At 66.1% G+C, this 23,252-nt stretch carries 21 protein-coding genes; 17 read left to right on the forward strand and 4 right to left on the reverse strand.

The features are described 5' to 3' along the window. The first annotated feature begins 172 nt into the window (after window positions 1-172). The 14 genes from PSQ39_RS08165 (at window position 173) to PSQ39_RS08230 (ending at window position 15,470) form a co-directional block, all read left to right on the forward strand. Window positions 173-679, forward strand: coding sequence for a hypothetical protein (locus PSQ39_RS08165; protein WP_273926239.1), 507 nt, complete (start codon window positions 173-175; stop codon window positions 677-679). Window positions 680-878: 199 nt separating this feature from the next. Then, window positions 879-2,342: an O-antigen ligase family protein gene (locus tag PSQ39_RS08170; protein ID WP_273926240.1), complete on the forward strand. Its 1,464-nt coding sequence runs from the start codon at window positions 879-881 to the stop codon at window positions 2,340-2,342. Window position 2,343: 1 nt separating this feature from the next. Further along, the gene (locus PSQ39_RS08175) at window positions 2,344-4,278 is read left to right on the forward strand and encodes a bifunctional diguanylate cyclase/phosphodiesterase (protein ID WP_273926241.1); all 1,935 of its coding nucleotides are present in this window, start codon (window positions 2,344-2,346) and stop codon (window positions 4,276-4,278) included. Between the two features lie 42 nt (window positions 4,279-4,320). Further along, a complete protein-coding gene (galE, locus tag PSQ39_RS08180; protein ID WP_273926242.1) occupies window positions 4,321-5,349 on the forward strand; it encodes a UDP-glucose 4-epimerase GalE in 1,029 nt (342 codons plus the stop codon). Between the two features lie 9 nt (window positions 5,350-5,358). After that, window positions 5,359-6,384, forward strand: coding sequence for a UDP-glucose 4-epimerase GalE (galE, locus tag PSQ39_RS08185; RefSeq protein WP_273926243.1), 1,026 nt, complete (start codon window positions 5,359-5,361; stop codon window positions 6,382-6,384). 94 nt (window positions 6,385-6,478) lie between these two features. After that, complete coding sequence (locus PSQ39_RS08190; protein WP_273926244.1) at window positions 6,479-6,991, forward strand: GDP-mannose mannosyl hydrolase; 513 nt, start codon at window positions 6,479-6,481, stop codon at window positions 6,989-6,991. A 94-nt stretch (window positions 6,992-7,085) separates the two neighbouring features. Beyond that, window positions 7,086-8,060, forward strand: coding sequence for a fatty acid desaturase family protein (locus PSQ39_RS08195; RefSeq protein WP_273926245.1), 975 nt, complete (start codon window positions 7,086-7,088; stop codon window positions 8,058-8,060). 163 nt (window positions 8,061-8,223) lie between these two features. Next, complete coding sequence (locus PSQ39_RS08200) at window positions 8,224-9,366, forward strand: PilT/PilU family type 4a pilus ATPase (protein ID WP_273926246.1); 1,143 nt, start codon at window positions 8,224-8,226, stop codon at window positions 9,364-9,366. A 234-nt stretch (window positions 9,367-9,600) separates the two neighbouring features. Further along, window positions 9,601-10,836: a metal-dependent hydrolase family protein gene (locus PSQ39_RS08205; protein WP_273926247.1), complete on the forward strand. Its 1,236-nt coding sequence runs from the start codon at window positions 9,601-9,603 to the stop codon at window positions 10,834-10,836. Between the two features lie 95 nt (window positions 10,837-10,931). Beyond that, window positions 10,932-12,158, forward strand: coding sequence for an ABC transporter substrate-binding protein (locus tag PSQ39_RS08210; protein WP_273926248.1), 1,227 nt, complete (start codon window positions 10,932-10,934; stop codon window positions 12,156-12,158). A 97-nt stretch (window positions 12,159-12,255) separates the two neighbouring features. Then, a complete protein-coding gene (locus PSQ39_RS08215) occupies window positions 12,256-13,131 on the forward strand; it encodes a branched-chain amino acid ABC transporter permease (protein WP_273926249.1) in 876 nt (291 codons plus the stop codon). Window positions 13,132-13,135: 4 nt separating this feature from the next. After that, window positions 13,136-14,014 (forward strand): branched-chain amino acid ABC transporter permease, encoded by an 879-nt coding sequence (locus PSQ39_RS08220; RefSeq protein ID WP_273926250.1) that lies wholly within the window; start codon window positions 13,136-13,138, stop codon window positions 14,012-14,014. Then, window positions 14,011-14,772 (forward strand): ABC transporter ATP-binding protein, encoded by a 762-nt coding sequence (locus PSQ39_RS08225; protein ID WP_273926251.1) that lies wholly within the window; start codon window positions 14,011-14,013, stop codon window positions 14,770-14,772. The genes PSQ39_RS08220 and PSQ39_RS08225 overlap by 4 nt, the downstream gene beginning before the upstream one ends. Next, the gene (locus PSQ39_RS08230; RefSeq protein WP_273926252.1) at window positions 14,769-15,470 is read left to right on the forward strand and encodes an ABC transporter ATP-binding protein; all 702 of its coding nucleotides are present in this window, start codon (window positions 14,769-14,771) and stop codon (window positions 15,468-15,470) included. The genes PSQ39_RS08225 and PSQ39_RS08230 overlap by 4 nt, the downstream gene beginning before the upstream one ends. A 47-nt stretch (window positions 15,471-15,517) precedes the next feature. Here PSQ39_RS08230 and PSQ39_RS08235 read toward each other — a convergent pair whose 3' ends face one another. Next, window positions 15,518-16,576 carry a quinone-dependent dihydroorotate dehydrogenase gene (locus PSQ39_RS08235; RefSeq protein ID WP_273926253.1) on the reverse strand — a complete coding sequence of 353 codons (1,059 nt, stop codon included), beginning with the start codon at window positions 16,574-16,576 and terminating at the stop codon, window positions 15,518-15,520. 62 nt (window positions 16,577-16,638) lie between these two features. On the opposite strand from PSQ39_RS08235, the gene rpiA reads away from it, so the two are divergent. After that, the gene (gene rpiA, locus PSQ39_RS08240) at window positions 16,639-17,325 is read left to right on the forward strand and encodes a ribose-5-phosphate isomerase RpiA (RefSeq protein ID WP_273926254.1); all 687 of its coding nucleotides are present in this window, start codon (window positions 16,639-16,641) and stop codon (window positions 17,323-17,325) included. Window positions 17,326-17,399: 74 nt separating this feature from the next. On the opposite strand, the gene PSQ39_RS08245 is transcribed toward rpiA, so the two are convergent. From PSQ39_RS08245 to catC, 3 genes are read right to left on the reverse strand one after another with little or no spacing between them, the layout of a single operon-like run. Further along, the gene (locus PSQ39_RS08245; protein ID WP_273926255.1) at window positions 17,400-18,380 is read right to left on the reverse strand and encodes a Bug family tripartite tricarboxylate transporter substrate binding protein; all 981 of its coding nucleotides are present in this window, start codon (window positions 18,378-18,380) and stop codon (window positions 17,400-17,402) included. A gap of 31 nt (window positions 18,381-18,411) precedes the next feature. After that, window positions 18,412-19,407 (reverse strand): tripartite tricarboxylate transporter substrate binding protein, encoded by a 996-nt coding sequence (locus tag PSQ39_RS08250; RefSeq protein ID WP_273926256.1) that lies wholly within the window; start codon window positions 19,405-19,407, stop codon window positions 18,412-18,414. 34 nt (window positions 19,408-19,441) lie between these two features. After that, window positions 19,442-19,720, reverse strand: coding sequence for a muconolactone Delta-isomerase (catC, locus tag PSQ39_RS08255; protein WP_273926257.1), 279 nt, complete (start codon window positions 19,718-19,720; stop codon window positions 19,442-19,444). A 466-nt stretch (window positions 19,721-20,186) separates the two neighbouring features. Between catC and PSQ39_RS08260 the strand changes: the two genes are divergently transcribed. Together PSQ39_RS08260 and ccoG are read left to right on the forward strand one after the other, a co-directional pair. After that, window positions 20,187-21,617: an aminotransferase-like domain-containing protein gene (locus PSQ39_RS08260; RefSeq protein WP_273926258.1), complete on the forward strand. Its 1,431-nt coding sequence runs from the start codon at window positions 20,187-20,189 to the stop codon at window positions 21,615-21,617. Between the two features lie 165 nt (window positions 21,618-21,782). Further along, window positions 21,783-23,231, forward strand: a complete 1,449-nt coding sequence (ccoG, locus tag PSQ39_RS08265) for a cytochrome c oxidase accessory protein CcoG (protein WP_273926259.1) — start codon at window positions 21,783-21,785, stop codon at window positions 23,229-23,231. The last annotated feature ends 21 nt before the right edge of the window (window positions 23,232-23,252 follow it).

The following is a 23,252-nucleotide window of genomic DNA, read 5'->3' on the forward strand; positions in this document are numbered from 1 at the left end:
TATTGCTTTGGCGACATTAAATTGAATATTCACCAAAATGGTGTGCGGGTGCCCTTCATTTCCATCAATTCTCGAATGAGTGCACCAAATGTTGCGCCGCAACAAAGTGCTTGGTGGCCGCTAACTACTTTGTTAGACTCGCGCGACACACATTTTTTACAGAGAGGTCACTATGAGCAATCTCATCAAGAAGTCCCTGATCGCCATGAGCATCGCTGCTCTGGGGGCCTCGGCATTCGCCGCGTTCACCAGCGGCATGTCCGCCACGGCCGTCGAGGCAGAAGTCAAGGCGCAAGCAGCAGCTGGCGCCACGGCTGACAGCATTGCCGCTGCCGCTTTGGCTGCTGGCGTGACGCCGGGCACCATCACCACCGCCATGCTGGCTTCTGGTCAAGATGCCGCTGCAGTTGTGTCGGCCGTCGTGACTGCCGGTAAGGCTTCTGACGCTGTGGTGGCTGCAGTGGTGGCCGCGGCCCAAGCTGCTAACGTGTCGGCAACGGTCATCTCCAACGCCGCCATCGGCGCAGGTGCCAACACCGCCACGGTGACGGCATCCACCGCCGCCGGCGGTACGGGCACGGGTAACCAAGGTGGTACGGGTTCTGGCTCCAGCAGCTTCTCGTCTGCCCCAGCTGGCACCTCCTCGGGTGGTGGCGGTGGCGGCGCCAGCCGCACCTGATCAGGCCCCTGGGCCTTATCCAAAAAAGGTAGCTTCGCGCTGCCTTTTTTTTTGGCTGATGGGGCTGCGCGCGCCGCTAGACTCAGGCTGCATGCCTGGGCAGGCGAAGGCCGCGCAGGCGCCCATCGCTGGGTTCGTCGCCAGTGGTGCCAAACGATAAATCAACAAAGTCAGCAAACCATTGTTCAACAGGTCAGGGATGGCAATCACAAAGAGCAAGAGGGGTAGGGCTGCCTACTCGGATGAGGGCGGCGCACCACCGGTGCGCGACGCCTGGGTGTTTTGGGGCCTGTTGGCCCTGTTGGTGTGGGCGCCGCTGCCCCTGGGCAGCAACCGCACTTTTGCCATCGGCATTTTGGTGCCGTGGGTGTTTGCCTTGTTGGCGGGGGCTTTGTGGGCTTGGCGTGGGCAGGCCGATGCGGCTTGGCAGCGCCTGGCGCTGTTCAAGTGGCCGTTGATGGCGCTGGGGGCCTTTGTGCTGTTGGTGTGGTTCCAAACCCTGCCATTGCCCAGCGCCTGGGTGCAGGCCCTGTCGCCTGAGGCCTGGCGGGTGCAAGACGGCGTGGCGCCGTTTAGGCTGTCGCTGGATGTGTTCCAAACCCGGCTTTATGCGGCTTTGTCCACGGGCTACTTTTGCGCCTTCTTGCTGGTGCTGTTGACCGTGCGTGACCGTGCCCGGCTGGACCAGCTGGCCATGGGCCTGGTGGTGGCGGGCGTGTTACAAGCCGTGTTGGCGGTGGTGCTGTTCTCGGCCACTGCGCATTACCAAATCTACTTTTTTGAGGTGCTGCACGACCGCACCAAGGGCAGTTTTGGCTACCACAACCACTTTGCGGGTTACATGGAGCTGTGCTTATCCATTGGCGTGGGCTTGATGCTGGCCCGCCTGGGCAAGGACGTGTCCCAGGGCTCGGGCTGGAAGCACGTCGTGGGCCGCATCTTGGCCTTTGTGCTCAGCCCCAAAATGCGCCTGCGCATGCTGCTGGTGGTGATGGTGATTGCGCTGGTGCTCACCCGCTCGCGCATGGGCAACGCAGGGTTCTTTGCTTCACTGGTGATCGTCGGCCTGATCAGCCTGGCACTCACGCGCCGCTCGGCGCCGGCCATGGTCACCCTGGTGATCAGCCTGATTGTGGTGGACGTGGTGGTGGTGGGCTCTTGGGTGGGGCTGGAGAAGGTGGTCAACCGCGTGCAAGAGACCACTGTCAGCGGTGGCGGCTCGGAAGAATCCATTGAACAACGCCAGCAAGCCGCCATGGCTGCGCTGGGTTTGGTGCGCGACTTTCCAGCCTTTGGCACGGGGGGCGGCAGCTTTTACAACAGCTACATGCGCTACCGCGCCACGGACAAACTGTATTTTGACCACGCCCACAATGATTATGTGGAGCTGGCGGCCGATTATGGTTTGGTGGGTTTGGGCCTGCTGGGCGCTTTTGTGTTGGCCACGTTTTATGCAGCGGCGCGCACCCTGGCCAAGCGCCGCAGTTCATTGCCGCGCGGCATTGCCTTTGGCGTGATGATGGCCATTGTGTCCATTGCCATCCACAGCTGGGTGGACTTCAACCTGCAGCTGCCCGCCAACGTGCTGACGCTGATGGTCATCATGGCCATGGGCTGGGTGGCTTACAACTTGCCTTCGGGTCGACACACGGGGGAGCAATGACATGACCTTGCGTCGTCAAATTTTGTTGGCCATTTCGGCGGTGTTCATTTGCATTTTGGTGGGCTTGCTGGTGTTCAGCGTGCGCGGCACGCGTGACTACCTGGAGCAGCAACTGTCGTCCCACGCGCAAGACGCGGCCACGGCTTTGTCTGTGCCCCTGGCCCAGTCATTGGCGCGTGATGACGTGGTGCTGGCGGAGTTGAATGTCGCCAGTTTCTTTGACCGTGGCTTCTTCAAACGCATTGTGCTGACCGACACCAAAGGCAAGGTCTTGGTCGAGCGCGAGCTGCCTGCCAAGGTGGCCAATGTGCCGGAGTGGTTCACCAACGCCTTCCCGCTGGCCCCGCCGGGGGGCGAGGCTTTTGTCAGCGCCGGTTGGCGCCAACTGGGCCGGGTGGTGGTGCAAAGCCAGCCCGAGCATGCTTACCAATACCTGTGGACGTCCGCGCGTGAGGTGGCCATTTGGCTCACCCTGGCCTATGGCGTGGCCTTGGTGCTGTCGCACCTGCTGCTGCAGGTGATTTTGAACCCCCTGTACGCCATAGAGCGCTCGGCCCGCGCCGTGCAAGAGCGCCGTTTTGAGCAAATTCTGACCAAGCCCGCCGCGCGTGAGCTGGCCCGCGTGGTGCGCGCCATGAACGATATGTCGCGCCGCATTTCAGAAATTTTGGACGCTGAAACGGCCAAGGCCGAAGGCTTTCGCAAGCAGGTGCTGCACGACGAGCTGACCGGCCTGGACAACCGCCGCAGTTTTGACCTGCACCTGGGCGAGCTCTTGTCCGGCCCCGACCCGGTGGCCCACGGCATGGTGATTGGCCTGGAAATCAATGGCCTCAAAGAGTTGAACACCGGTGTCAGCTACCAGCGCGGCAATGCCTTGCTGCAAGCGGTGGCACGTATCAGCGGCGAGGTGCTGACCAGCTCGGCCAGCATCCGGGCGCGGCTGGGCGGGTCGGCCTTTGGTTTTGTGCTGATGGATGTCAACTTTGACGAGGGCAAGTCCTGGTGCCAAGAGCTGCTGACCGGCCTTGAAGAGGTGTTTGCCGGCGTGCAGGACGAGGGCGTGTCTTGCAGCGTGGGGGCCGTGCCCTTCAAGGTGGGCGAGACCAAAGGCCATTTGATGGCCCGGCTGGACTTGGCCATTGAGGCCGCGCGCCAGTCAGGCCGCAACACCATGTTGGCCAGCAACCATTTGGTGTCTGAGCAAGACGCCCTGGGCTCTGAGCGCTGGCGTGCGCTGATCCAGCACGCGCTGAACGACAACCGCTGGCGCTTGCTGGCCCAGCCCGTGGTCAACCTGGCCGACCAGTCCCTGGTGCACATCGAGCTGATGGCCCGCCTGCTGGACGAAGACAACGCCCTGGTGCCCGCCGCCAGCTTTGTGCCCATGGCCACTCGCCACAAGCTCATGCCCGAGGTGGACCGCGCCGTGGTCCTGCTGGCTTGCGCCCGCCTGCAGGCCAGCGACGCCAGCCCCATGGCCATCAATGTGTCGCTGCAAAGCGCCACCCAGCGGTCTTTTGTCGAATGGCTGCGCGGCGTGCTGCGTGACCACGGTGACAAGGCCAAGCTGCTGTCGTTTGAGATGAGCTGCTTTGGCGTGTCGCAAGACGTGGATGCCGCCCGGGCTTTTGCCAGCGTGGTGCGCAGCCAGGGCGCGCGCTTTGGCATTGACCGCCTGGGGCTGGACCGCTTGTCCACCCATGTGCTGCGCCAGTTGCCGCCCGACTACGTCAAGCTCGACAGCGTGCTGTCGCACGAGGTGGACGCCGAGCAAAGCGCTGCAGATTGGGTCACGTCAATTGCCTCGCTGGCCCGCTCCATGGACGTGCAGGTCATCGCCCAAGGTGTGGACACCGAAGACAAGGCCCGCCGCCTGGTGGGCATTTACGACGCAGGGCAGGGCTATTTCTTTGGCAAGCCAGAGGCGCTGTAAATTCGAACATTAGAGATAACGAGTCAGTACAGGGAGTAATTCATGATTTTGTTGACAGGTGGCGCTGGCTACATTGCCAGCCACACGGGTGTGGCTTTGGCGCAGGCCGGCATCCCTTATGTGGTGCTGGACAACTTTTGCAACAGCCAGCCAGGGGTGTTGTCACGCATGGGCGTGTTGGGTGGGGCCAGCCCTGTTTTTGTGCAGGGCGACGTGCGCGACGCGGCAACGCTGGACGCTTTGTTTGCGCGCTACCCCATTGAGGGGGTGATTCACTTTGCTGGGCTCAAGGCCGTGGGCGAGTCGGTGGCCGAGCCTTCGCTTTACTACGACAACAACGTGTCGGGCACGGTGACTTTGATCCGTGCCATGGAGCGCGCTGGGGTCAAGCAAATGGTGTTCTCCTCGTCGGCCACGGTGTACGGCGACCCCGAGTCACTGCCGCTGACCGAGACTTCACGCCTGGGCCCCATCAACCCCTACGGCCAAAGCAAGCTGATGGTTGAGCACATCCTGCGTGACGTCGCGACGGCCCACCCCGACTGGCGTGTGGCCTGTCTGCGTTACTTCAACCCCGTGGGGGCACACCCCAGCGGGCTCATGGGCGAGGACCCGCGCGGCGTGCCCGGCAACCTGATGCCCTTCATTGGCCAGGTGGCCGTGGGCCGGCGTCCGCAACTCAGTATTTTTGGCAACGACTACCCCACGGTGGACGGCACTGGCGTGCGCGACTACATCCACGTCATGGACTTGGCCGACGGCCACTTGGCCGCCTTGCGTTACCTGCAAGGCGACCGCCAAGACAGCAATTACCTGGTGGCCAACCTGGGCACAGGGCAGGGGATTTCAGTGCTGCAAATGGTGCAGGCCTTCGAGCAGTACAGCGGTCAGCGGGTGCCTTATGTGATTGCGCCGCGCCGTCCTGGCGACTCGGCCAGTTGCTATGCCGACCCATCGGTAGCCCATCAGCTGCTGGGCTGGAAGGCCGTTCGTGGCCTAAAAGAAATGTGCCAAGACACCTGGAACTGGCAGCACCGCAACCCCAACGGCTACGCCGACCCGGCCCACTGATTTGCGCCCATGATCCTGCTGACTGGAGGCACGGGCTACATCGCCAGCCACACCGCTGAGGCCTTGGCCCAGGCGGGCCACCCCTGCGTGCTGCTGGACAACCTGGCCAACAGCCCGGCTTCGACCTGGCAGGGCCTGGCCCAGCTGTGCGGCGATGCCCTGGTGTTTGAGCCAGGCGACGTGCGCGACCCCGCCACCCTGGACGCCATCTTCGCCCGCTACCCCATCCAGGCCGTGGTGCACGCGGCCAGCCTGAAGGCCACGGGCGAGGGCGTGGCGGACCCGGCGCTGTACTACGACAACAACGTGGCCGGCACCGTGACCCTGGTGCGTGCCATGGAGCGCGCGGGGTTGCGGCGGCTGGTGTTCTCCTCGTCGTCCACGGTGTACGGCAACCCCAGCCAAGCTTGCCTGGCCGAATCGGCCCCCTTGGCCCCACTGAGCCCGGAGGCGCGCACCAAGGTCATGGTGGAGCAAATCCTCACCGATGTGGCCGCCAGCCACCCCGACTGGCGCATCACCAGCCTGCGCTGCTTCAACCCCGTGGGCGCCCACCCCAGCGGCTTGCTGGGCGAGGCGCCACGCGGCCAAACCCTGAACTTGCTGACCGTCATTGGCCAGGTCGCGGCGGGCCAGCGCCCGGCCTTGAGCATTTTTGGTGATGACTACCCCACGCCCGACGGCACCGGGGTGCGCGACTACATCCACGTCATGGACCTGGCCCAGGGGCACTTGGCCGCTGTGCGACAGGTGCTGCGGGCCGATCCCCCCCCCGGCCAGCCCCGGCACCAGGTGCTGAACCTGGGGCGAGGGCAGGGCGTGTCGGTGTTGCAGCTGCTGCAAGCCTTTGAGCAGCACACCGGCCAGCGCGTGCCTTACCAGGTGGTGCCACGCCGCCCGGGGGACGCCGCCAGCTGGGTCGCAGACGCCACCCAGGTGCAGCAGTCACTGGGCTGGCGCGCCGAACTGGGCTTGGCTGAGATGTGCACCAGCGCCTGGCGCTGGCAGCAGCGGCCCGACAGCCCTGGCCTGTGAAGCTGCGCCTCGATGGGCCAGCCTGGCTGGCCACGATGGGGCGTTTTCTTGGCTTTCAATTCTTCTCATTTCGCTCTTTTTGATGGGCACCACCATGACCTCAACCGCCCCCGTGATCGGCCACCTTGATTTACCCACCTTCACCACCGTGGTGGCGGCCAGCCCCTTGGTGTCCATGGACCTGGTGCTGATTCGCGACCAGCGCGAGGTGCTGCTGGGCTTGCGCAGCAACCGGCCTGCCCAGGGTTTTTGGTTCGTGCCGGGGGGCCGCATCTACAAGAACGAGCGCATGCAGGCGGCTCTGCAGCGCATTGCCCAAACCGAGCTGGGCTTGGGGGAGGCCCTGGCGCAATGGCAGGTGTGCCCGCAATGGTTGGGCAGTTACGAGCATTTTTACGACGACAGTTTCAGCGGCCAGCCCGGGGTGTCGACCCATTACGTGGTGCTGGCCCATGTGCTGCATGTGCCCGCTGGATTCGAGCCGCCCAGCCGCGATGCCCAGCACCAAGACTGGCGCTGGTGGCCCTTGGCCGAAGCTGCGCAGCACGAGCAGGTGCACCGCTTCAGCCGCGATTACCTGGTCGGCGACTTGCCGCCACCGGGGTAAGCGCTTCGTCATCGGGTATCCTCGCGGGCCCGCTCGACAGCCTGATCTCAGGCTCGCTTTGCAAGCGACCTCTCTTTTTCAACGCCCCCAACAGATGCAATTGCCCTCCAGAAAAGACCTCAAGCCCTATGCGCAGGAGGATGTGCGTCGCTCGATGATCGAACTCAGTGTGACCTTGGCCTTGACGGTCTCCACCATGGTGCTGGCCGCCAGCTTGGACGGCCCAGTCGCTTACCTGATGACGCTGCTGGCCGGGTTGGCCACCACGCGCTTGTTTGTGCTGTTTCATGACCATGTGCATGGCGCTTTCTTCCGCAAGGCGCGCTGGGCCAAGCGCTTGTTTTGGTGCCTGGGGGTGCTGATGCTGACGCCGGTCAGCGTCTGGCGCCAAAGCCACACTTACCACCACCGCCGCACGGGCCTGCACCGCAGCGCGCAGATTGGCTCCTTCCCGGTGTGGACGGTGCCGCGCTGGCGCCGCAGCACGCTGCTGCAAAAGGCGACCTACCGCTGGATTCGGCACCCGCTGAATGCGTTGGTTGGCTTGTTCACCGTGTTTGGCATTGGCATGGTGATGGCGCCGCTGCTGCGCCATCCGCGCGCGCACTGGGACGCGGCGGTGGCGGTGGTGTTTCACGCGGCCGTGCTGGCGCTGGCCTTGTCTGTTGACGCGCTGGGGCCTTGGTGCCGCGGGCTGTTGTTGCCGCTGGCGATTGCGGCCTTCATTGGGTCGGTGCTGTTTTTTGTGCAGCACAACTTCCCGACGGTGCTCTACCAAAAGCAGCGCCTGGGCCGGGGCACGCCCGCACCGGTGACCTGCTCGTCCCAGCTGGACTGGCCCACTTGGGCCCATGTGTGCCTGGGCAACATTGGCTACCACGCCATCCACCACCACCACGAGGCGATTCCGTTCTACCGCCTGCCCGAGGTGTGGCGAGACTTCCCCGAGTTCCAGCAAACCCCCCGCCTGGTGCCCACGCCCCGCGCCCTGATGGGTTGCTACAAGCTGGCGCTGTGGGATGAAGACTTGCAGCGCATGCTGACCTGGAAAGAGCTCCGGGCCGCTTGAAGCGCCGAGCCTGCGCCCAAGCCCAAAACCTCGACTATTCAACGCTCTGGCCCGGTTATTGCGGGCGCTGGGGCATGGTTGACCCTGAAAGCTGTTGGAATACAGCTCGCTGCGTCAAGCCACAGGCGGCTGAACGGCGTCAAATAAAGATCAGGGGGTTTCCATGTCACAAGCGGCAGGCCAAGACGCGTCATTGCAGTACATCCACACGCTCTTGCGCACCATGGTCAAGGCCGGTGGCACGGACTTGTTTTTGTCGGCGGATTTTCCGCCCGCCATCAAGCTGCACGGCGAGATGCACCCGCTCAACAGCCAGCGCTTGCAGGGCGAGCACACCCGCCAGCTGGCCGATGCGCTGATGGACGCCCGGCACAAGCAAGAGTTTGAGCAGGAGATGGAGTGCAACTTTGCCTTCAGCGTGCCAGAGCTGTCGCGCTTTCGCGTCAATGTGTTCCGGCAACTGGGCCAGGTGGGCTTGGTGGTGCGCACCATTCCCAACCTGATCCCTGACCTGGACAGCTGGGGCCTGCCGGCGGCCTTCAAGAACATCGTGATGGCCAAGCGTGGCTTGGTGCTGGTGGTGGGGGCGGCGGGCTCGGGCAAGTCCACCTCGCTGGCGGCCATGCTCAACCACCGCAACCGCCACGCCAAGGGCCACATCGTGACGGTGGAAGACCCGGTGGAGTTTGTCCACCCCTCGCAGGCCTCGCTGGTCACGCACCGCGAGATTGGCGTGGACACCCAGTCCTGGCACCACGCGCTGAAGAACGCACTGCGCCAGGCGCCCGATGTGATTTTGATTGGCGAGATCCGCGACACCGAGACCATGGAGCAGGCCCTGTCCTTTGCCGAGACCGGCCACCTGTGCCTGGCCACGCTGCACGCGACCAGCGCCAACCGCACCTTTGACCGGGTGCTGAACTTCTTCCCCGAAGAGCGTCGCCAGCAGGTGCTGATGGACTTGTCGATGAACCTGAACGCCATCGTGTCGCAGCGCCTGCTGCGCGGCGTGCAGGGCGACAGCCGCAAGGCGGCGGTGGAGATTTTGCTCAACACGCCCACCATGGCGGAGAAGATCCACCGGGCCGAGTTTCACGACATCAAGGCCGTGATGACCAAGGGCCGGGGCCTGGGCATGCAGACCTTTGACGACGCCATTTTCGACCTGTACGAGCAGGGCGCCATTGGCTATGACGAGGCGCTGCGCCACGCCGACAGCGAAAACGAACTGCGCCTGAACATCAAGCTCAAGAGCCGCCGCCCGCCGCCGGCCCAAACCGCGCCGTCGCCGCTGAGCATGGGCTGATGCGGCGTGCGTGGGCGCCTTGGCCTCCAGGCGCCCCATCCCGCCGCCCAAAATCGGGCGCAGCCTGGTTGGCGGATCAGCCAGGGTAATGCGGGCATCACGATTAGTGGTTTGCGCTCAGGGGGGAAGTCCTTAACCATGGGGGATTGATTCTGTCCCCTCCGAGACTGGACCCGATGGCCGGTCATGGCAGGGTAGGACTCTGTTACATGAACCCTAGGAAGGTCTCGCTCCATGGCATCAGCCACGCTTTTCATTCGCCAGGGCCGCGTGCTGGACACGCTCAGCCTCACCTTGTCGGCGCCCTCGGATGTGCTGATCCGCGACGGCCGCATTGCCGAGATGGGCGAGGCCCTGGTGGCGCCGCCCGAGGCGCAAGTGATCGATGCGGCCGGCCTGACCGTGATGCCTGGCCTGATCGACTGCCATGTGCACACGGTGGCGTCGTCTTTCAACCTGGGCCAGATGGCGCGCATGCCCAATGTGTTTGTCATGCTGCGCTCGCTGCCCATCTTGAAGGGCATGTTGCAGCGCGGCTTCACCACGGTGCGCGATGCGGGTGGGGCGGATTGGTCGCTGGCCGAGGCCACGCGCACCGGCTTGGTGCCGGGGCCGCGCATCTTTCCCTCGGGCAAGGCGCTGTCGCAAACCGGTGGGCATGGCGACTTCCGGGTGCGCAGCGATGCGCTCGACCCGTGCTCGTGCGCCTACAAGCTGGGCAACATCGGCTTGGTGGTGGACGGGGTGGACAACTGCCGCCTGGCCGTGCGCGAAGAGATTTTGAAGGGCGCCACACAAATCAAGGTCATGGCCTCGGGCGGGGTGGCCTCGCCCAACGACCCGATCACCAGCCTGGGCTACTCCGAGGCTGAACTGCGCGCCATGGTCGAAGAAGCCAGCAACGCCGGCACCTATGTGATGGCCCACGCTTACACGCCGCGCGCCATTGCGCGGGCCGTGCGTTGCGGCGTGCGCACCATCGAGCACGGCAACTTGGTGGATGAAGACAGCGCCAAGCTGATGGCCGAACTGGGCGCTTTCATGGTGCCCACGCTGGTGACGTATGAGGCGCTGGCGCTCGAAGGCGCCTCGTTTGGCCTGCCGCCCGAGTCCATGGCCAAGGTGGACGGCGTGCGCAGCGCGGGCAAGCGCGGGCTGGAGATTCTGGCCCGTGCCGGCGTGCGCATCGGCTTGGGCTCGGACCTGCTGGGCGAAAGCCAGCGCATGCAGTCCGATGAGCTGAAGCTGCGTGCCGACGTGCTGGGCAACGGCGCGGCCTTGCAGCAGGCCACGGTGATTGGCGCCGAGATCCTGGGTCAAAGCGGTCAGCTGGGCCACCTGGCGCCCGGCGCGGTGGCTGACGTGCTGCTGGTGCGCGGCAACCCGTTGCAAGACATCAGCTGCCTGCTGGGCCAGGGCGAGCACATCGTCCAGATCATCCAGGATGGTCGCTTGGTCAAGCGCGACTGAGGCGCCCGGCCGGGCCCTGTGGGGCCGGCCCGCAGCGCGCTGCAATCCAAACCTGTTTTTTGTTTTTGATTTCCCTCACCCCTAAGGACCTGATCATGGACCGCAGAAATTTCGTCAAGCTCGGTGGCGCCGCCACGGCTGCTCAGTTCTTGCCCACGCTGGCTTTGGCCCAGCAGGGCTCGGTGTTTCGCATTGGCGCGCTGAACCCGATCACGGGCGCGGGCAGCCCTTACGGCCCAGGCATGCAGCAGGCCATCCGCCTGGCGGTGGAAGAGGTCAATGCCGCCGGCGGCGCTGGGGGCTACAAGCTTGAGCTGTTCTCTGAGGACACCCAGACCAAGCCCGATGCCGCCGTGCTGGCCGCCAAGAAGCTGATCGAGGTGAACAAGGTGCAGGCCGTGCTGGGCACCTGGTCGTCGGGCGTGACGCTGGCGGTGATGCCGCTGACCGATGCGGCCGATTTGATCGAGATGAATGTGTCGGGCGCGCCGGCCATCTCCACCCTGGACAAAAAAGACCTGGTGTGGCGCTTCCAGGCCACCAACGACCGCTTTGGCGCGGCGTTTTCGGAGATTTGCGCCAAACGCGGCTTCAAGCGCCCGGCGACCATGGCCTTCAACAACGCCTCGGGCCTGGGCAATGTGCAGGGCTTTGCCAAGGCCTGGAAGAAGCGCGGCGGCGAGGTGGTGGCCGAGGTGGTCTACGAGCCCAACCGCCCCAGCTACCGCAGCGAGCTGCAGTCCATCCTGAATGCCAAGCCCGACGTCATCGTCACCGGCTCCTACCTGCCCGACACCACCATCATCCTGCGCGAATGGTGGCAGGCCGGGGTGGATGTGAAGTGGGTGATCCCGGGCTGGGCCGCGAACCCCGACCTGGTCAAGGCCCTGGGCAACGAGGTGTGCGAGGGCATCATTTCGGTGGACACCGTGTCCAACGAAAAGAGCGAGTCCTATGCCCACTTTGACGCGGCCTTCACCAAGGCCACGGGCAAGCCCGCCGCCAGCAATGTCTACGCCGCCATGGCTTATGACATGGTGATCTCGCTGGCCCTGGCCATGGAGGCCGCCGGCAAGGGCGCCACCGTGGCGCAGATCAACAGCAAGATCCGCGATGTGTCCAACGCGCCGGGCACAGCGGTGTTCACCTTTGCCAAGGGCAAAGAGCTGCTGGGCAAGAAGCAAAAGGTCAACTACGAAGGCGCCTCCAGCAAGCTGGACTTTGATGCCGCAGGCGACGCGACGCCGGACTTTGGCGTCTTCATCATCGAAAAAGGCCAGTTGGTGCGCCGCGACGTGGTGTCCATCCCGGCCAGCCTCTGAGCGGGCGACATCGCCCAGGTCGACGGCTGCGCTGCCCTGGCACCGTGAAGGGGCCGGGCAGGGCGCGGCGCGTGCGCGTGGTTTTTGAAGGAGGCCTATGGTCTGGATCGATTTTGTGAACCTGCTGATCAATGGCGTGGTGGAGGGCCTGGTGGTGGCCTTGCCTGCCCTGGCCATGACGCTGGTGATGGGGGTGAACCGCTTTCCCAATGCGGCCACGGGCGACTTCATGACCGCGGGCGCTTTTGCTGCGCTGGCCATGCAGCTGCTGGCGGGTTGGCCGCTGTGGGCGGCCACGGTGGTGGCCGCTTTGGTCACCGCTGGGGTGGCAGGGCTGAGCCATGAGCTGATCTTCCGCCGCCTGGCGCGCCAGACCATGGTGGCCTCGCTGCTGTCGGCCATTGGCCTGGGCTTTTTGCTGCGCAGCCTGATTGGCTACGTGGCGGGGCATGACCAGCGCACCTTCCAGATCCCGCTGGTGCGGGCCTGGAACTTCAGCGGTGTGCGCGTGCTGCCCAGCGACCTGGCGATTGCCGGCGTTGCACTGGCCAGCCTGGCCGTGGTGTTTGTGTTGCTGTTCAAGACCAGCTTTGGCCGCCAGTTGCGCGCCGTGGCCGATTCGCCCGATTTGGCGCGTGCCAGCGGCATCCGGGCGCGCAGCCTGCTGCTGCGCCTGTGGCTGCTGGTGGGCGCCTTGTCGGCCTTGGGGGGCGTGCTGCTGGGCAGCAAGGCCGTGGTGACGCCCGACTTTGGTTGGGAAAGCCTGATCCCCGCTTTTGCCGCCATGGTGCTGGGCGGCATTGGCAGCCCGGTCGGCGCGGTGCTCGGCGCCTTGTTGCTGAGCGTGATGCAGGAGCTGCTGTCGCCCTGGTTGGGGGCGTCGTACAAGCTGGCGCTGTCTTTCGTGGTGCTGGCAGGGGTGTTGGTGGTGCGGCCGGCCGGCCTGATGGGCCGGGTTGAGTTGGTGAGGTGAACCCATGACCGCCTATGTATTGGCCATTGGCATCATGGCCCTGATCTATGCCTTGCTGGCGCTGGGGCTGAACCTGCAGTTCGGCCTGACCCGCTTGGTCAACTTTGGCGTGGTGGCCTTTTTGGCCATTGGCGCTTACACCTCGGCTTTGCTGTCGCTCAAGGGCGTGCCGCTGCCGCTGAGCTTTGCCGCCGCTGCGCTGCTGGCGGGCTTGAGCGCCTTGCCGATTGGCCTGCTGTCGCTGCGCCTGCGCGACGACTACCTGGCCATCGTGACGCTGGGGTTCTCGGAAACGGTGCGCATCGTGATCCAGCAAGAGGGCTGGCTGACCCAGGGCATTCAGGGCTTGCCTGGCATTCCCAAGGCTTTCGGCAGCTTGGGCTCGGGCCACTCCGACATGGCCTTGTTTGCCTGCCTGCTGAGCCTGGTGCTGTTGGTCTGCTGGGGCACCCTGCGCCTGACGCGCAGCCCTTTTGGTCGTTTGCTGCGCGCCATTGGCGACGACGAAACCGCCCTGGCGGCGCTGGGCAAGGACCCGGCGCGCTTCAAGATCCAGGTGTTCATGCTGGGCGCGGCACTGTCGGGCCTGGCGGGGGCGTTTTACGCGCACTTCATCACCTTCATCACGCCCGAGCAGTTCATCCCGCTGATCACTTTTTATGTGTGGATGGGGCTGGTGTTGGGTGGGGTGGGGCGCGTCAAGGGCGCGCTGTTCGGGGCCTTGGCTTTGATGGTGCTGCTGGAGGGCTCGCGCTTTGTCAAAGACTGGATTCCGGGCGTGTCCGAGGTCGAGCTGGCCAGCCTGCGCCTGGCGGCCGTCGGCCTGGCGCTGATTTTGATCACCCTGTACCGCCCCAACGGCCTGTTTGGGGGCAAGCCATGAGCCTGTTGCAAGCGCAAGACATCACCCGCCGCTTTGGCGGCTTCACCGCCGTGGACGGCGTGTCCCTGAGCCTGGCGCCGGCCGAGGTGCTGGGCATCGCCGGCACCAATGGCGCTGGCAAAAGTACCTTGTTTGCATCCCTGGCGGGCCAGCAGCTGCCCGACAGCGGGCAGATCCGCTGGCTGGGCCAGGACATCAGCCAGGCGCCCCCCCACCAGCGGGCCCGTGCGGGCCTGGTGCGGACCTTCCAGGTGCCGCGCGAGTTCAAGTCGCTGAGCGTTCTGGACAACCTGCTGGTGGCCGCGCCCCAGGTCCGGGCCGAGACCTTGCTGGGCACGTTTTGGACCAGCTCGGCGGCGCGGCAACAAGAGCGCGCCTTGGTCGAAAAAGCCGAGCAGGTGCTGGAGTTTCTGAACCTGAGCCGGGTGCGTGACACCCTGGCCGGGGGCTTGTCCGGCGGCCAGAAAAAGCTGGTCGAGCTGGGCCGGGTGCTGATGCTGGAGCCCCGCTGCATCTTGCTGGACGAGCCTTTTGCCGGCGTCAACCCGGTGCTGATCGATGAAATTTCTGAGCGCATCCGCCAACTGCACGCGCGCGGCCTGGCCTTCATCATCATCGAGCACCACCTGCAGGCCCTGAAGGCTTTGGCCGGGCGCCTGATCGTGATGGACCGGGGCCGCATCCTGGCCGAAGGCGAGCCCGAGGCCGTGTTGAACGACGCCCGGGTCCAAGAAGCGTACATGGGGGGCGTGGTATGAGTTGCCTGTCAATGCAAGGCGTGCGCGGTGGCTACAGCGAGGTCGACATCCTGCACGGCATCGACCTGCGCTTGGAGGAGGGGGAGATCGTCACCATCGCCGGCACCAACGGCGCCGGCAAGTCCACCCTGGTCAAGTCGCTGCTGGGCTTGCTGCCCCGGGTGGAGGGGGCGATTGAACTGAGTGGCCAGCCCATCACGGCCTGGTCCGCTGAGCGCCGCTTTGAGGCGGGCCTGGCCTATGTGCCTCAGGTGGCGAATGTGTTCCCGTCGCTGACCGTGCGCGAGAACCTGCTGGTGGTGCGCGGCGTGAAGGCGCTGCGCCAGCGCATGGACGCGGTGCTGGCCGACTTCCCCGCGCTGGTGGAGCGCCTGGGCCAGCCGGCTGGGCAGCTGTCCGGCGGCGAACGCCAGCAACTGGCCTTTGCCCGCGCCCTGATGCCCAGCCCCAAGGTCATGGTGCTGGACGAGCCCACGGCGGCACTGGCGCCGTCTTTGGTGGCGCGCGTGTTTGAGATGGTGCAGGCCCTGCCGGCCGCTGGGGTGGCCGTTCTGATGGTGGAGCAGCGGGCCCGCCAGGCGCTGCAAATCAGCGACCGGGGCTACATCCTGGACCAGGGCCGCTGTGTGCTGGATGGCGCGGCGGGCGAGCTGCTGGCCAACCCGCGCATGACCCAGCTCTACCTGGGCGGGCACTGAGGGACGACTGGGCCCGCGTGGCCCAGTCGCTCGCGCCCGTTGACAGCTCAGCGCTTGGCCGCGTGCGCCTTCAGCGCCCGGGCGGCTTCGCCCACGAGTTCGGGGCCGCGGTAGATCAGGCCGGTGTAGATCTGCACCAAGCTGGCGCCGGCTTCGAGCTTGCTCACGGCATCGGCGCCGCTCATGACGCCGCCCACGCCGATGATGGGGTAGTCCCGGCCCAGCGTGGCGCGCAGGCGGCGGATCACGCGGTTGCTGGCTTCGAGCACGGGGGCGCCGCTCAGGCCACCGGCTTCCTCGGCATGCTGCTGACCTTTGACGGCGTCGCGGCTCAGGGTGGTGTTGGTGGCAACCACGCCGTCCATGCCATGGCGCAGCAGGGTGGCGGCAATGACTTCGATCTGGGCTTCGTCCAGGTCCGGCGCGATCTTCACAAACAAGGGCACGCGGCGCTTTTGCTGGACTTGCAGCTCGGCGCGGCGCGCGGCCAGGGCGGACAGCAACTGGTCCAGCGCCTCGTCGCTTTGCAGCGCGCGCAGGTTCTTGGTGTTGGGGCTGGAGATGTTGACCGTCACATAGTCGGCGTGGGGGTAGACGCCGTCCAGGCAGGTCAGGTAGTCGCTGGTGGCTTGCTCGATGGGCGTAGCGGCGTTCTTGCCGATGTTCAGGCCCAGCAGCAGGGGCTGGCCGCCGGCTTGGCGAAAGCGCGCGCGCTTGACGTTGGCAATGAAGGCTTCCAGCCCATCGTTGTTGAAGCCCAGGCGGTTGATCAGCGCGTTGGACTGCGGCAGGCGGAACATGCGCGGCTTGGGGTTGCCCGGCTGGCCCTTGGGCGTGACGGTGCCTACTTCGACAAAGCCAAAGCCCAGGGCGCCCAGAGCGTCGATGCAGCGGGCGTTCTTGTCCAGGCCGGCGGCCAGGCCGATGCGGTTGGGGAAGCTCAGGCCCGCGATCTGCACCGGGTCGCTGACGCGGCGGCTGGCCCAGGCATGTTGCAGCAGCGTGCCTTGGGTGCGGGCCAGGGCGTGCAGGGTGAGTTCATGGGCTTTTTCAGCATCCATGCCGAACAAAAAAGGGCGGGCGAGGGCGTAGGGCAGAAGCGACATTGGATAATTCGGTGCGTTTCGTGATTTCCCTCGATTTTCCCCCAACTACCCACCCCCTCCCCATGAGCAGCACCTCTTACACCCAGGACGAACTCAAGGCCCTCGTTGGCCAAGCCGCACTTCAGTACGTGGTGCCTGGCGAAATTGTGGGCGTGGGCACGGGCTCGACGGTCAACAAGTTCATCGACGCACTGGCCACGATGCGGGACCAAATCCCGGGTGCGGTGTCCAGCTCGGAGGCGTCCACCGTGCGCCTGAAGGCCCTGGGCATCCCGGTGCTCGATGCGAACGAGGTCAGCAGCCTGTCGGTCTACATCGACGGCGCCGACGAGATCGATGGCCAGGGCCACATGGTCAAGGGCGGCGGCGCCGCACTGACGCGCGAGAAGATCGTCGCTGCGCTGTCCAAGCGCTTTGTCTGCATTGCCGACGAGTCCAAAAAGGTCGCGGTGCTGGGCAAGTTCCCGTTGCCGGTCGAGGTGATCCCGATGGCGGCGCAGCAAATCATCCGCCAGTTTGCCGCCCTGGGTGGCCAGGGCAGCATCCGCCAAAAAGACGGTCAGCCCCTGGTGACCGACAACGGCCAGTACATCGTCGACGTGCTGGGCCTGCAGATCACCGACCCGCTCGCCTTTGAGTCCCAAGTCAACCAGTGGCCGGGCGTGGTCACGGTGGGCGTGTTCGCGCACCAGAAGGCCGCCGTGTGCCTGCTGGGCACACCGCGCGGCGTGGAGACGCTGACCTACTGAGGGGTCGCTGTTCCAGGCCTTGGTCTGGAGGACGGTCAGGCTGTCGGGGCCATCCTGTGCCCCAGCGCTGACCCTCAGTCCAGCGTCGCCCCGGAGGTTTTCACGCGCTCGCCTTGCACCTTGAGGTCGCGTGCCAAAAACGCCTTGTACTCGGCCGGGCTGGAGCCCACGGCCACATAGGAGTAGGCGTCGATCTGGGCTTTGCGGAAGTCCGGCGCCATCAGCACACGGCGCAGGTCGGCGGCGATCTTGTCGACCACTGCGGCCGGGGTGCCGGCCGGGGCCACGAGGCCGATGTTGAAGACGGCGTCGATGTCCTGGACGCCGGCCTCCTTGAAGGTGGGCACCTCGGGCAGGGCCACGCTGCGGGCCTCAGACGAGATGGCCAGCGCCTTGAGCTTGCCCGCCTTGACGTGCTGCTCGATCACCGATACGCCCAACACCGCCGAGTCCACCTGGCCCGAAATCACCTCGGGGATCAGCGGCGCCGCGCCCTTGTAGGGGATGTGCACCATGTCCAGCCCTTCTTGCTTGGCAAACATCGCCAGCGGCAGGTGCACGATGCCGCCCGCGCCCGAGGAGCCATAGCTCATCGGCTTGTCCTTGGCGGCTTTGGCTTGCTGGATGAACGCCTTGAGCGTGTTGGCCTTGGCGTTGGCGGGCACAAAAAACACCATGGGCACGCTGATCAGGCGGGTCACGGGCGTGAAGTCCTTTTCAGCGTTGTAGGGCAGCTTCTTGTAGAGGTGCGGGTTCATGGTGAGCGCGGCCTCGGTGGCGGCCAGCAGGGTGTAGCCGTCGGGCGCGCTCTTGGCCACGAACTCGGCCCCAATGATCTCGTTGGCCCCTGACTTGTTGAGCACCAGCACGGGCTGGCCCCATTCCTTGTCGAGTCGCGTGCCCAGGGCACGCATCAGGTTGTCCACCGGACCGCCGGGGGCGTAGGGCACGACGATGGTGACCGGCTTGGCCGGGAAGGTCTGGGCCTGCAGGGGGGGCGACAGCAGCAGGGCCAGCGCCGAGGCGGCGAGTGGGAGGAAAGTGCGTTTTTTCATGGTGCAAAAGCGCCTCGGGGGCGTGAGGGAATCAGTCGGGGCGGATGCCGCGTTGGGTGATCAGCTGGGTCCAGCGCGTGGACTCACGCGCGAGGTGGACGGCCAGTTCGTCGGGGCTGGAGCCCACGGCTTCGGCGCCAATGGCCTCGAAGCGGGCCTGAACCTCGGGCTGCTTCAGGGCGTTGACCAGCGCGGCCTGCAGCTTGTTCAGCACGGGCTTGGGCGTGCCGGCCGGCACGAAGGCGGCGAACCACGGCGAGACCTCGTAGTCGGGCACGCCTGCCTCGGCCAGGGTGGGCACCTGGGGCAGGGCGGCTGAGCGTTTCGCGGTGGTCACGGCCAGCGCACGCAGTTTGCCGGATTGCAGGTGCGGCCGCGCCGAGGTGATGCTGTCAAATATCAGGTCGATCTGCCCCCCGAGCAGGTCGGTCAGCGCGGGGCTGCTGCCTTTGTAGGGCACGTGCACCAGGTCGAGTTGCGCCATCGAGCTGAACACCTCGCCCGCCAGGTGGATGGAGGTGCCGTTGCCGGCCGACCCGTAGGTGATCTTGCCCGGCGACTGGCGAGCCGCGGTGATCAACTCGTCGACCGAGCGCAGCTTGCTCTGGCTGGCGTTGACCACCAGCACATTGGGCACCACGGCCAGCAAGCTGACCGGGGCAAAGTCCTTGATCGGGTCGTAGCTCAGCTTGCCATACAGCGGCTTGTTGGTGGCCATGCCGATGGAGGTGATCATCAAGGTGTAGCCATCGGCAGGCGACTTGGCGACCAGGTCGGCGCCGATGTTGCCGCCCGCGCCGGGCCGGTTCTCGATCACAAAAGGCTGGCCCAAGGTCTTGCCAGCGCGCTCGCCCAGGGTGCGCGCAATGGCGTCCATGGCGCCACCGGGCGGGAAGGGCACCACCCAGCGGATGGGCTTGTTGGGCCAGTCGGTGCTGGCGCTGCTCGGGGTCTGGCCCTGGGCGCTGATCGCACCGAGCACCAGGCTCAGACCCAGCAGTCGGGGCAGCCAGGAGGTGGTTGTCATGGTTCGTCTCCGTTTTTTTCTAGGGCTGGGGACGTCAGGCGATGGCCGAGGGGTGCTGTGCCAGCGGCGTGACGTGGATCTTCATGTACGGGAACAAGGGCAGGCCTGACAGCAGGGTGTGCAGCTCGTCGTTGGAGCCGACATCAAACACGCTGTAGTTGGCGTACTCGCCCACCACGCGCCACAGGTGGCGCCAGCGGCCGTCGTTTTGCAGCGCTTGGGCGTAGGCTTTTTCGCGTGCCTTGATGTCGGCGGCCTGTGCATCGGGCAGGTCATGGGGGATGTTCACATCCATGCGAACCAGGAACAACATGAGTGGCTTTCCTTGAAGTGATGAAGTAGGGGGCGGGGCGCGGGCTGCGGCCAGGCAGGCATGGGACTCTGCGGTCGGATCGCACCCCAGGGCCGCTGGTGCGGCTGGAGGCTCGGAATGTCCAGGATGCGAGCCTTGGTGCGCTCGCTGGGGAAACGTCCCGTCATGCCGCGGGTCTTTGCTTGGAGGTTGAAAACAGGGTCCGAGGCTAGTGGCAAGCGGCAGCTTGATCTAATGATTTATTTGGGATGGATCGTTCGACGTCTTCAAACGATCTGGCTGGCCCGAGTGGGCAATGAGCCGGGGGCGCAGGCCGGGTCCCGGCCGCGTGTCCAGTCCCGCCGGCTCGAATGAGCCTTCACAATGGGCGCGGCGCGCGCTCTGGCAAAGTGGAGCCCAGCGCCGCGGGCGCCCATGCTGATGACCGCCTGTTTGACCTGCTCCCCGGCTCGTTTTTCCCTTGCCCATGACCCAATACGAACGCCTCGCTGACGAGTTCCAGACCCTGATCCGCAACGGTACGCTGCGCGTGGGCGACCGCCTGCCCTCCGTGCGGCTGACCTGCGCGCGGCGCGAGATCAGCCCGTCCACGGTGTTTCAGGCCTATTACCTGCTGGAATCGCGCGGCCTGGTCCAGGCACGGCCGCGCTCGGGTTACTTTGTGGCGGCGCAACTGGGCGAGGGCTTGCGCTTGCCCGACACGTCTCAACCGCAGGAGCAATCCCAGTCGGTGGCCGTCAACGACTTGGTGGTGGAGGTGCTCAAGCTCTCGCGCCGCCCCGATGTGCAGCCCCTGGGCTCGGCCTTCCCGGACCCGGCGCTGTTCCCGCTGGCCAAGCTGGGGCGCAGCCTGGGCAGCGCGATGCGGCGCCTGGCGCCCCACAAGCTGGTCGAGGACCTGGCCACGGGCCACGCCCGGCTGCGCCAGCAGATTGCCCAGCGCGCCGCCGCCGATGGCCTGGCCGTGTCGGCCGACGAGCTGGTGGTGACCAATGGCGCGATGGAGGCCCTCAACCTGTGCCTGCAGGCCGTGACGCAGCCGGGTGACTTGGTGGTGGTGGAGTCGCCCACGTTTTACGCCTCGCTGCAGGCGCTGGAGCGGCTGCAGTTGCGCGCGTTGGAGCTGCCCACCCACCCCGAAGAAGGCATCGACCTGGCCGCGCTGGAGCAGGCCCTGGCCACCCAGCCGGTCAAGGCCTGCTGGCTGATGTCTTCCTTCCAGAACCCGCTGGGCGCGCTGATGCCCGAGGCCAAGAAGCAGGCCATTGCCGAGCTGCTGGCGCGCCATGAGGTGCCGCTGGTGGAGGACGATGTTTATGGCGAGCTTTATTTCGGTGCGCGCAAGCCGCGCCCGATCAAGGCCTTTGACTCGGCGGGCTGGGTGCTGCACTGCGGCTCTTTCTCCAAGAGCCTGGCGCCGGGTTACCGCGTGGGCTGGGCCGCCGCCGGGCGCTGGAGCCGCGCGGTGGAGCGGGCCAAGGTGATGAGCAGCTTGTCGGCGGCCGTGCCCTCGCAGGTGGCGATTTCTGACTACCTGGCCCAGGGCGGGCATGACCTGCACCTGCGTCGCTTGCGCCAAACCTTGCGGCAGCAGCGCGATGTGGCGCTGGCGGCGATCGCCCAGCATTTCCCGCCCGGCACGCGGGTCACGCGGCCCGAGGGCGGCTACCTGCTGTGGGTGGCCTTGCCAGGCGCCATCGACACCCGGGCGCTGCTGCCGCTGGCCTTGGCCGAGGGGCTGAGTTTCATGCCCGGGGCGCTGTTTTCAGCCGACCAGGGCTTCGCCCATTGCCTGCGCCTGAACTACGGCGCGGTGGGCGCTGAGCTGCTGCGCGAGGCGCTGGCGCGGCTGGGCCGGCTGGCCTGCCAGCAGCTGGGTACGCCGCCCGGGGCTTGAACGGGGGGCGCCGTCAGGGACCGGCTTGGGCGGGCTGATCCGGTCTTCTTTCACGCGCTCTGAACCTGTTTTTTCAGGGGGGCTTCAGGCCCACTGACAGGCGTTTGCTGGCGCGTCCGGCCAACGGTCGATCGACCGCCGGCGCCCAGCGCTGGAGCCTGTGTCATGACCTCTTTGTCCGGCCTGCCTGCGCAGCCGATCCAATTCCACCCTCCGGTCTCGTCCCTGCGCTGGGGCGTGCGCGCCATCGGGGGCCGCTTCAACCGTGCGCGCTGGGCCAGCGTGGGCCTGACCCAGGCCTTGTTCTTTGGCCTGTGCTGGCTGTCCTGGAACGGGCGACCCTTGCTGAGCTTTGACTTTGCCCACCAGCGCGTGCACCTGTTGGGCGCTATTTACGGACCGCAAGACTTGCTGCTGCTGGCCGGCTTGCTGATGGCGGGCGCCCTGGCGTTGTTTCTGGCTTCGGCCTTGAGTGGGCGGGTGTTCTGTGGCTTTGTCTGCCCGCAGTCGGTGTACACCGGCGTGTTTTTGGGTGTGGAGCATTGGGTGATGGGCACGCCAGGCCAACGCCGCCAGCGTGCGCGCTCAGGCCAGCGCCTGCAGTCGGCGGCACGCCAGGCACTGACCTGGGGCCTGTGGGGCGGGATGTCGCTGGCCCTGGGCTGGACCTTCACGGCCTATTTTTCGAGCGGGCCCGACCTGGCCCGCCGCACCCTGGCCGGCGCCATGGGCCCGGTGGAGCTGGGCGCCTGCCTGGGCTATGCGCTGTTTGCCTTTTTGCAGGCGGGGCTGCTGCGTGAGAAGGTTTGCCAGCACATGTGCCCGTACGCGCGCTTCCAGGGCGTGATGGGCAATGAACACACCCAGGTGGTCAGCTACGACCAGCGCCGTGGCGAGCCGCGTGCCAACGTGCTGCGCGCGCCCCTGTCGCGGGGAGCCGGCCCCGCTGGCCAGGCGGCCCCGGCAGCCCAGGTCCTGCCGGCGGCGGGGGCCTGTGTGGATTGCGGCCTGTGCGTGCAGGTGTGCCCGGCGGGCATCGACATTCGCCAAGGCGCGCAGTATGAGTGCATCAGCTGCGGCCTGTGCATTGACGCCTGTGACCGGGTGATGCTCAGCGCCCGCCAGCCCACCGGCCTGATCCGATTTGCCAACAGCCTGGGCACGGGCTGGCGCGACACCCTGGCCCAGCCGCGCGTGCGCGGCTATGCGCTGGCCTTGGCGCTGGCTTTGCTGGGGGTGGGCTGGACGGTGGCGCAGCGCGTGCCCTTGCAGCTGGAGGTCTTGCGTGACCGCGCCGTGCTGGCGCGGCCCAACCGCGATGGCTCGGTGGACAACATCTACCGCCTGCATGTGCAGAACTACGACGTGCGTGAGCACGCCTACCAGGTGCAACTGCGCGAGGCGGGCGGCCTGCAGCTGCTGCCGACCGAGCCCATCGTGGTGCCCGCCAGTGGCGAGCGCAGCGTGGCCGTCACGGTGCGCCTGCCGGCCCAGGCGGTGCAGACCGCTGGGGCCGATCCGGCCCGCGTGCTGCCCCTGCAATTGGCGGTGGTGGCGGAGCAGGCGCCGGATTTGCAGCGGCAGCAAGCCTCGCGCTTTTTGCTGCCCCGCTGACGGGGCGCCTGGGGCGAGCGG

The organism is Curvibacter microcysteis (assembly GCF_028649455.1).
GTDB classification, from domain to species: Bacteria; Pseudomonadota; Gammaproteobacteria; order Burkholderiales; family Burkholderiaceae_C; genus Curvibacter; species Curvibacter microcysteis.

What these genes read in the sequence shown, in the direction of transcription:
- PSQ39_RS08235 (WP_273926253.1), bottom strand. Translation starts at nt 16,576, where the DNA reads ATGTCGCTTCTGCCCTACGCCCTCGCCCGCCCTTTTTTGTTCGGCATG.
- PSQ39_RS08220 (WP_273926250.1), top strand. Translation starts at nt 13,136, where the DNA reads ATGACCGCCTATGTATTGGCCATTGGCATCATGGCCCTGATCTATGCC.
- galE (WP_273926242.1), top strand. Translation starts at nt 4,321, where the DNA reads ATGATTTTGTTGACAGGTGGCGCTGGCTACATTGCCAGCCACACGGGT.
- PSQ39_RS08260 (WP_273926258.1), top strand. Translation starts at nt 20,187, where the DNA reads ATGACCCAATACGAACGCCTCGCTGACGAGTTCCAGACCCTGATCCGC.
- galE (WP_273926243.1), top strand. Translation starts at nt 5,359, where the DNA reads ATGATCCTGCTGACTGGAGGCACGGGCTACATCGCCAGCCACACCGCT.
- PSQ39_RS08165 (WP_273926239.1), top strand. Translation starts at nt 173, where the DNA reads ATGAGCAATCTCATCAAGAAGTCCCTGATCGCCATGAGCATCGCTGCT.
- PSQ39_RS08245 (WP_273926255.1), bottom strand. Translation starts at nt 18,380, where the DNA reads ATGAAAAAACGCACTTTCCTCCCACTCGCCGCCTCGGCGCTGGCCCTG.
- catC (WP_273926257.1), bottom strand. Translation starts at nt 19,720, where the DNA reads ATGTTGTTCCTGGTTCGCATGGATGTGAACATCCCCCATGACCTGCCC.
- rpiA (WP_273926254.1), top strand. Translation starts at nt 16,639, where the DNA reads ATGAGCAGCACCTCTTACACCCAGGACGAACTCAAGGCCCTCGTTGGC.
- PSQ39_RS08170 (WP_273926240.1), top strand. Translation starts at nt 879, where the DNA reads ATGGCAATCACAAAGAGCAAGAGGGGTAGGGCTGCCTACTCGGATGAG.
- PSQ39_RS08230 (WP_273926252.1), top strand. Translation starts at nt 14,769, where the DNA reads ATGAGTTGCCTGTCAATGCAAGGCGTGCGCGGTGGCTACAGCGAGGTC.
- PSQ39_RS08225 (WP_273926251.1), top strand. Translation starts at nt 14,011, where the DNA reads ATGAGCCTGTTGCAAGCGCAAGACATCACCCGCCGCTTTGGCGGCTTC.
- PSQ39_RS08205 (WP_273926247.1), top strand. Translation starts at nt 9,601, where the DNA reads ATGGCATCAGCCACGCTTTTCATTCGCCAGGGCCGCGTGCTGGACACG.
- PSQ39_RS08210 (WP_273926248.1), top strand. Translation starts at nt 10,932, where the DNA reads ATGGACCGCAGAAATTTCGTCAAGCTCGGTGGCGCCGCCACGGCTGCT.
- PSQ39_RS08215 (WP_273926249.1), top strand. Translation starts at nt 12,256, where the DNA reads ATGGTCTGGATCGATTTTGTGAACCTGCTGATCAATGGCGTGGTGGAG.
- ccoG (WP_273926259.1), top strand. Translation starts at nt 21,783, where the DNA reads ATGACCTCTTTGTCCGGCCTGCCTGCGCAGCCGATCCAATTCCACCCT.
- PSQ39_RS08250 (WP_273926256.1), bottom strand. Translation starts at nt 19,407, where the DNA reads ATGACAACCACCTCCTGGCTGCCCCGACTGCTGGGTCTGAGCCTGGTG.
- PSQ39_RS08190 (WP_273926244.1), top strand. Translation starts at nt 6,479, where the DNA reads ATGACCTCAACCGCCCCCGTGATCGGCCACCTTGATTTACCCACCTTC.
- PSQ39_RS08195 (WP_273926245.1), top strand. Translation starts at nt 7,086, where the DNA reads ATGCAATTGCCCTCCAGAAAAGACCTCAAGCCCTATGCGCAGGAGGAT.
- PSQ39_RS08175 (WP_273926241.1), top strand. Translation starts at nt 2,344, where the DNA reads ATGACCTTGCGTCGTCAAATTTTGTTGGCCATTTCGGCGGTGTTCATT.
- PSQ39_RS08200 (WP_273926246.1), top strand. Translation starts at nt 8,224, where the DNA reads ATGTCACAAGCGGCAGGCCAAGACGCGTCATTGCAGTACATCCACACG.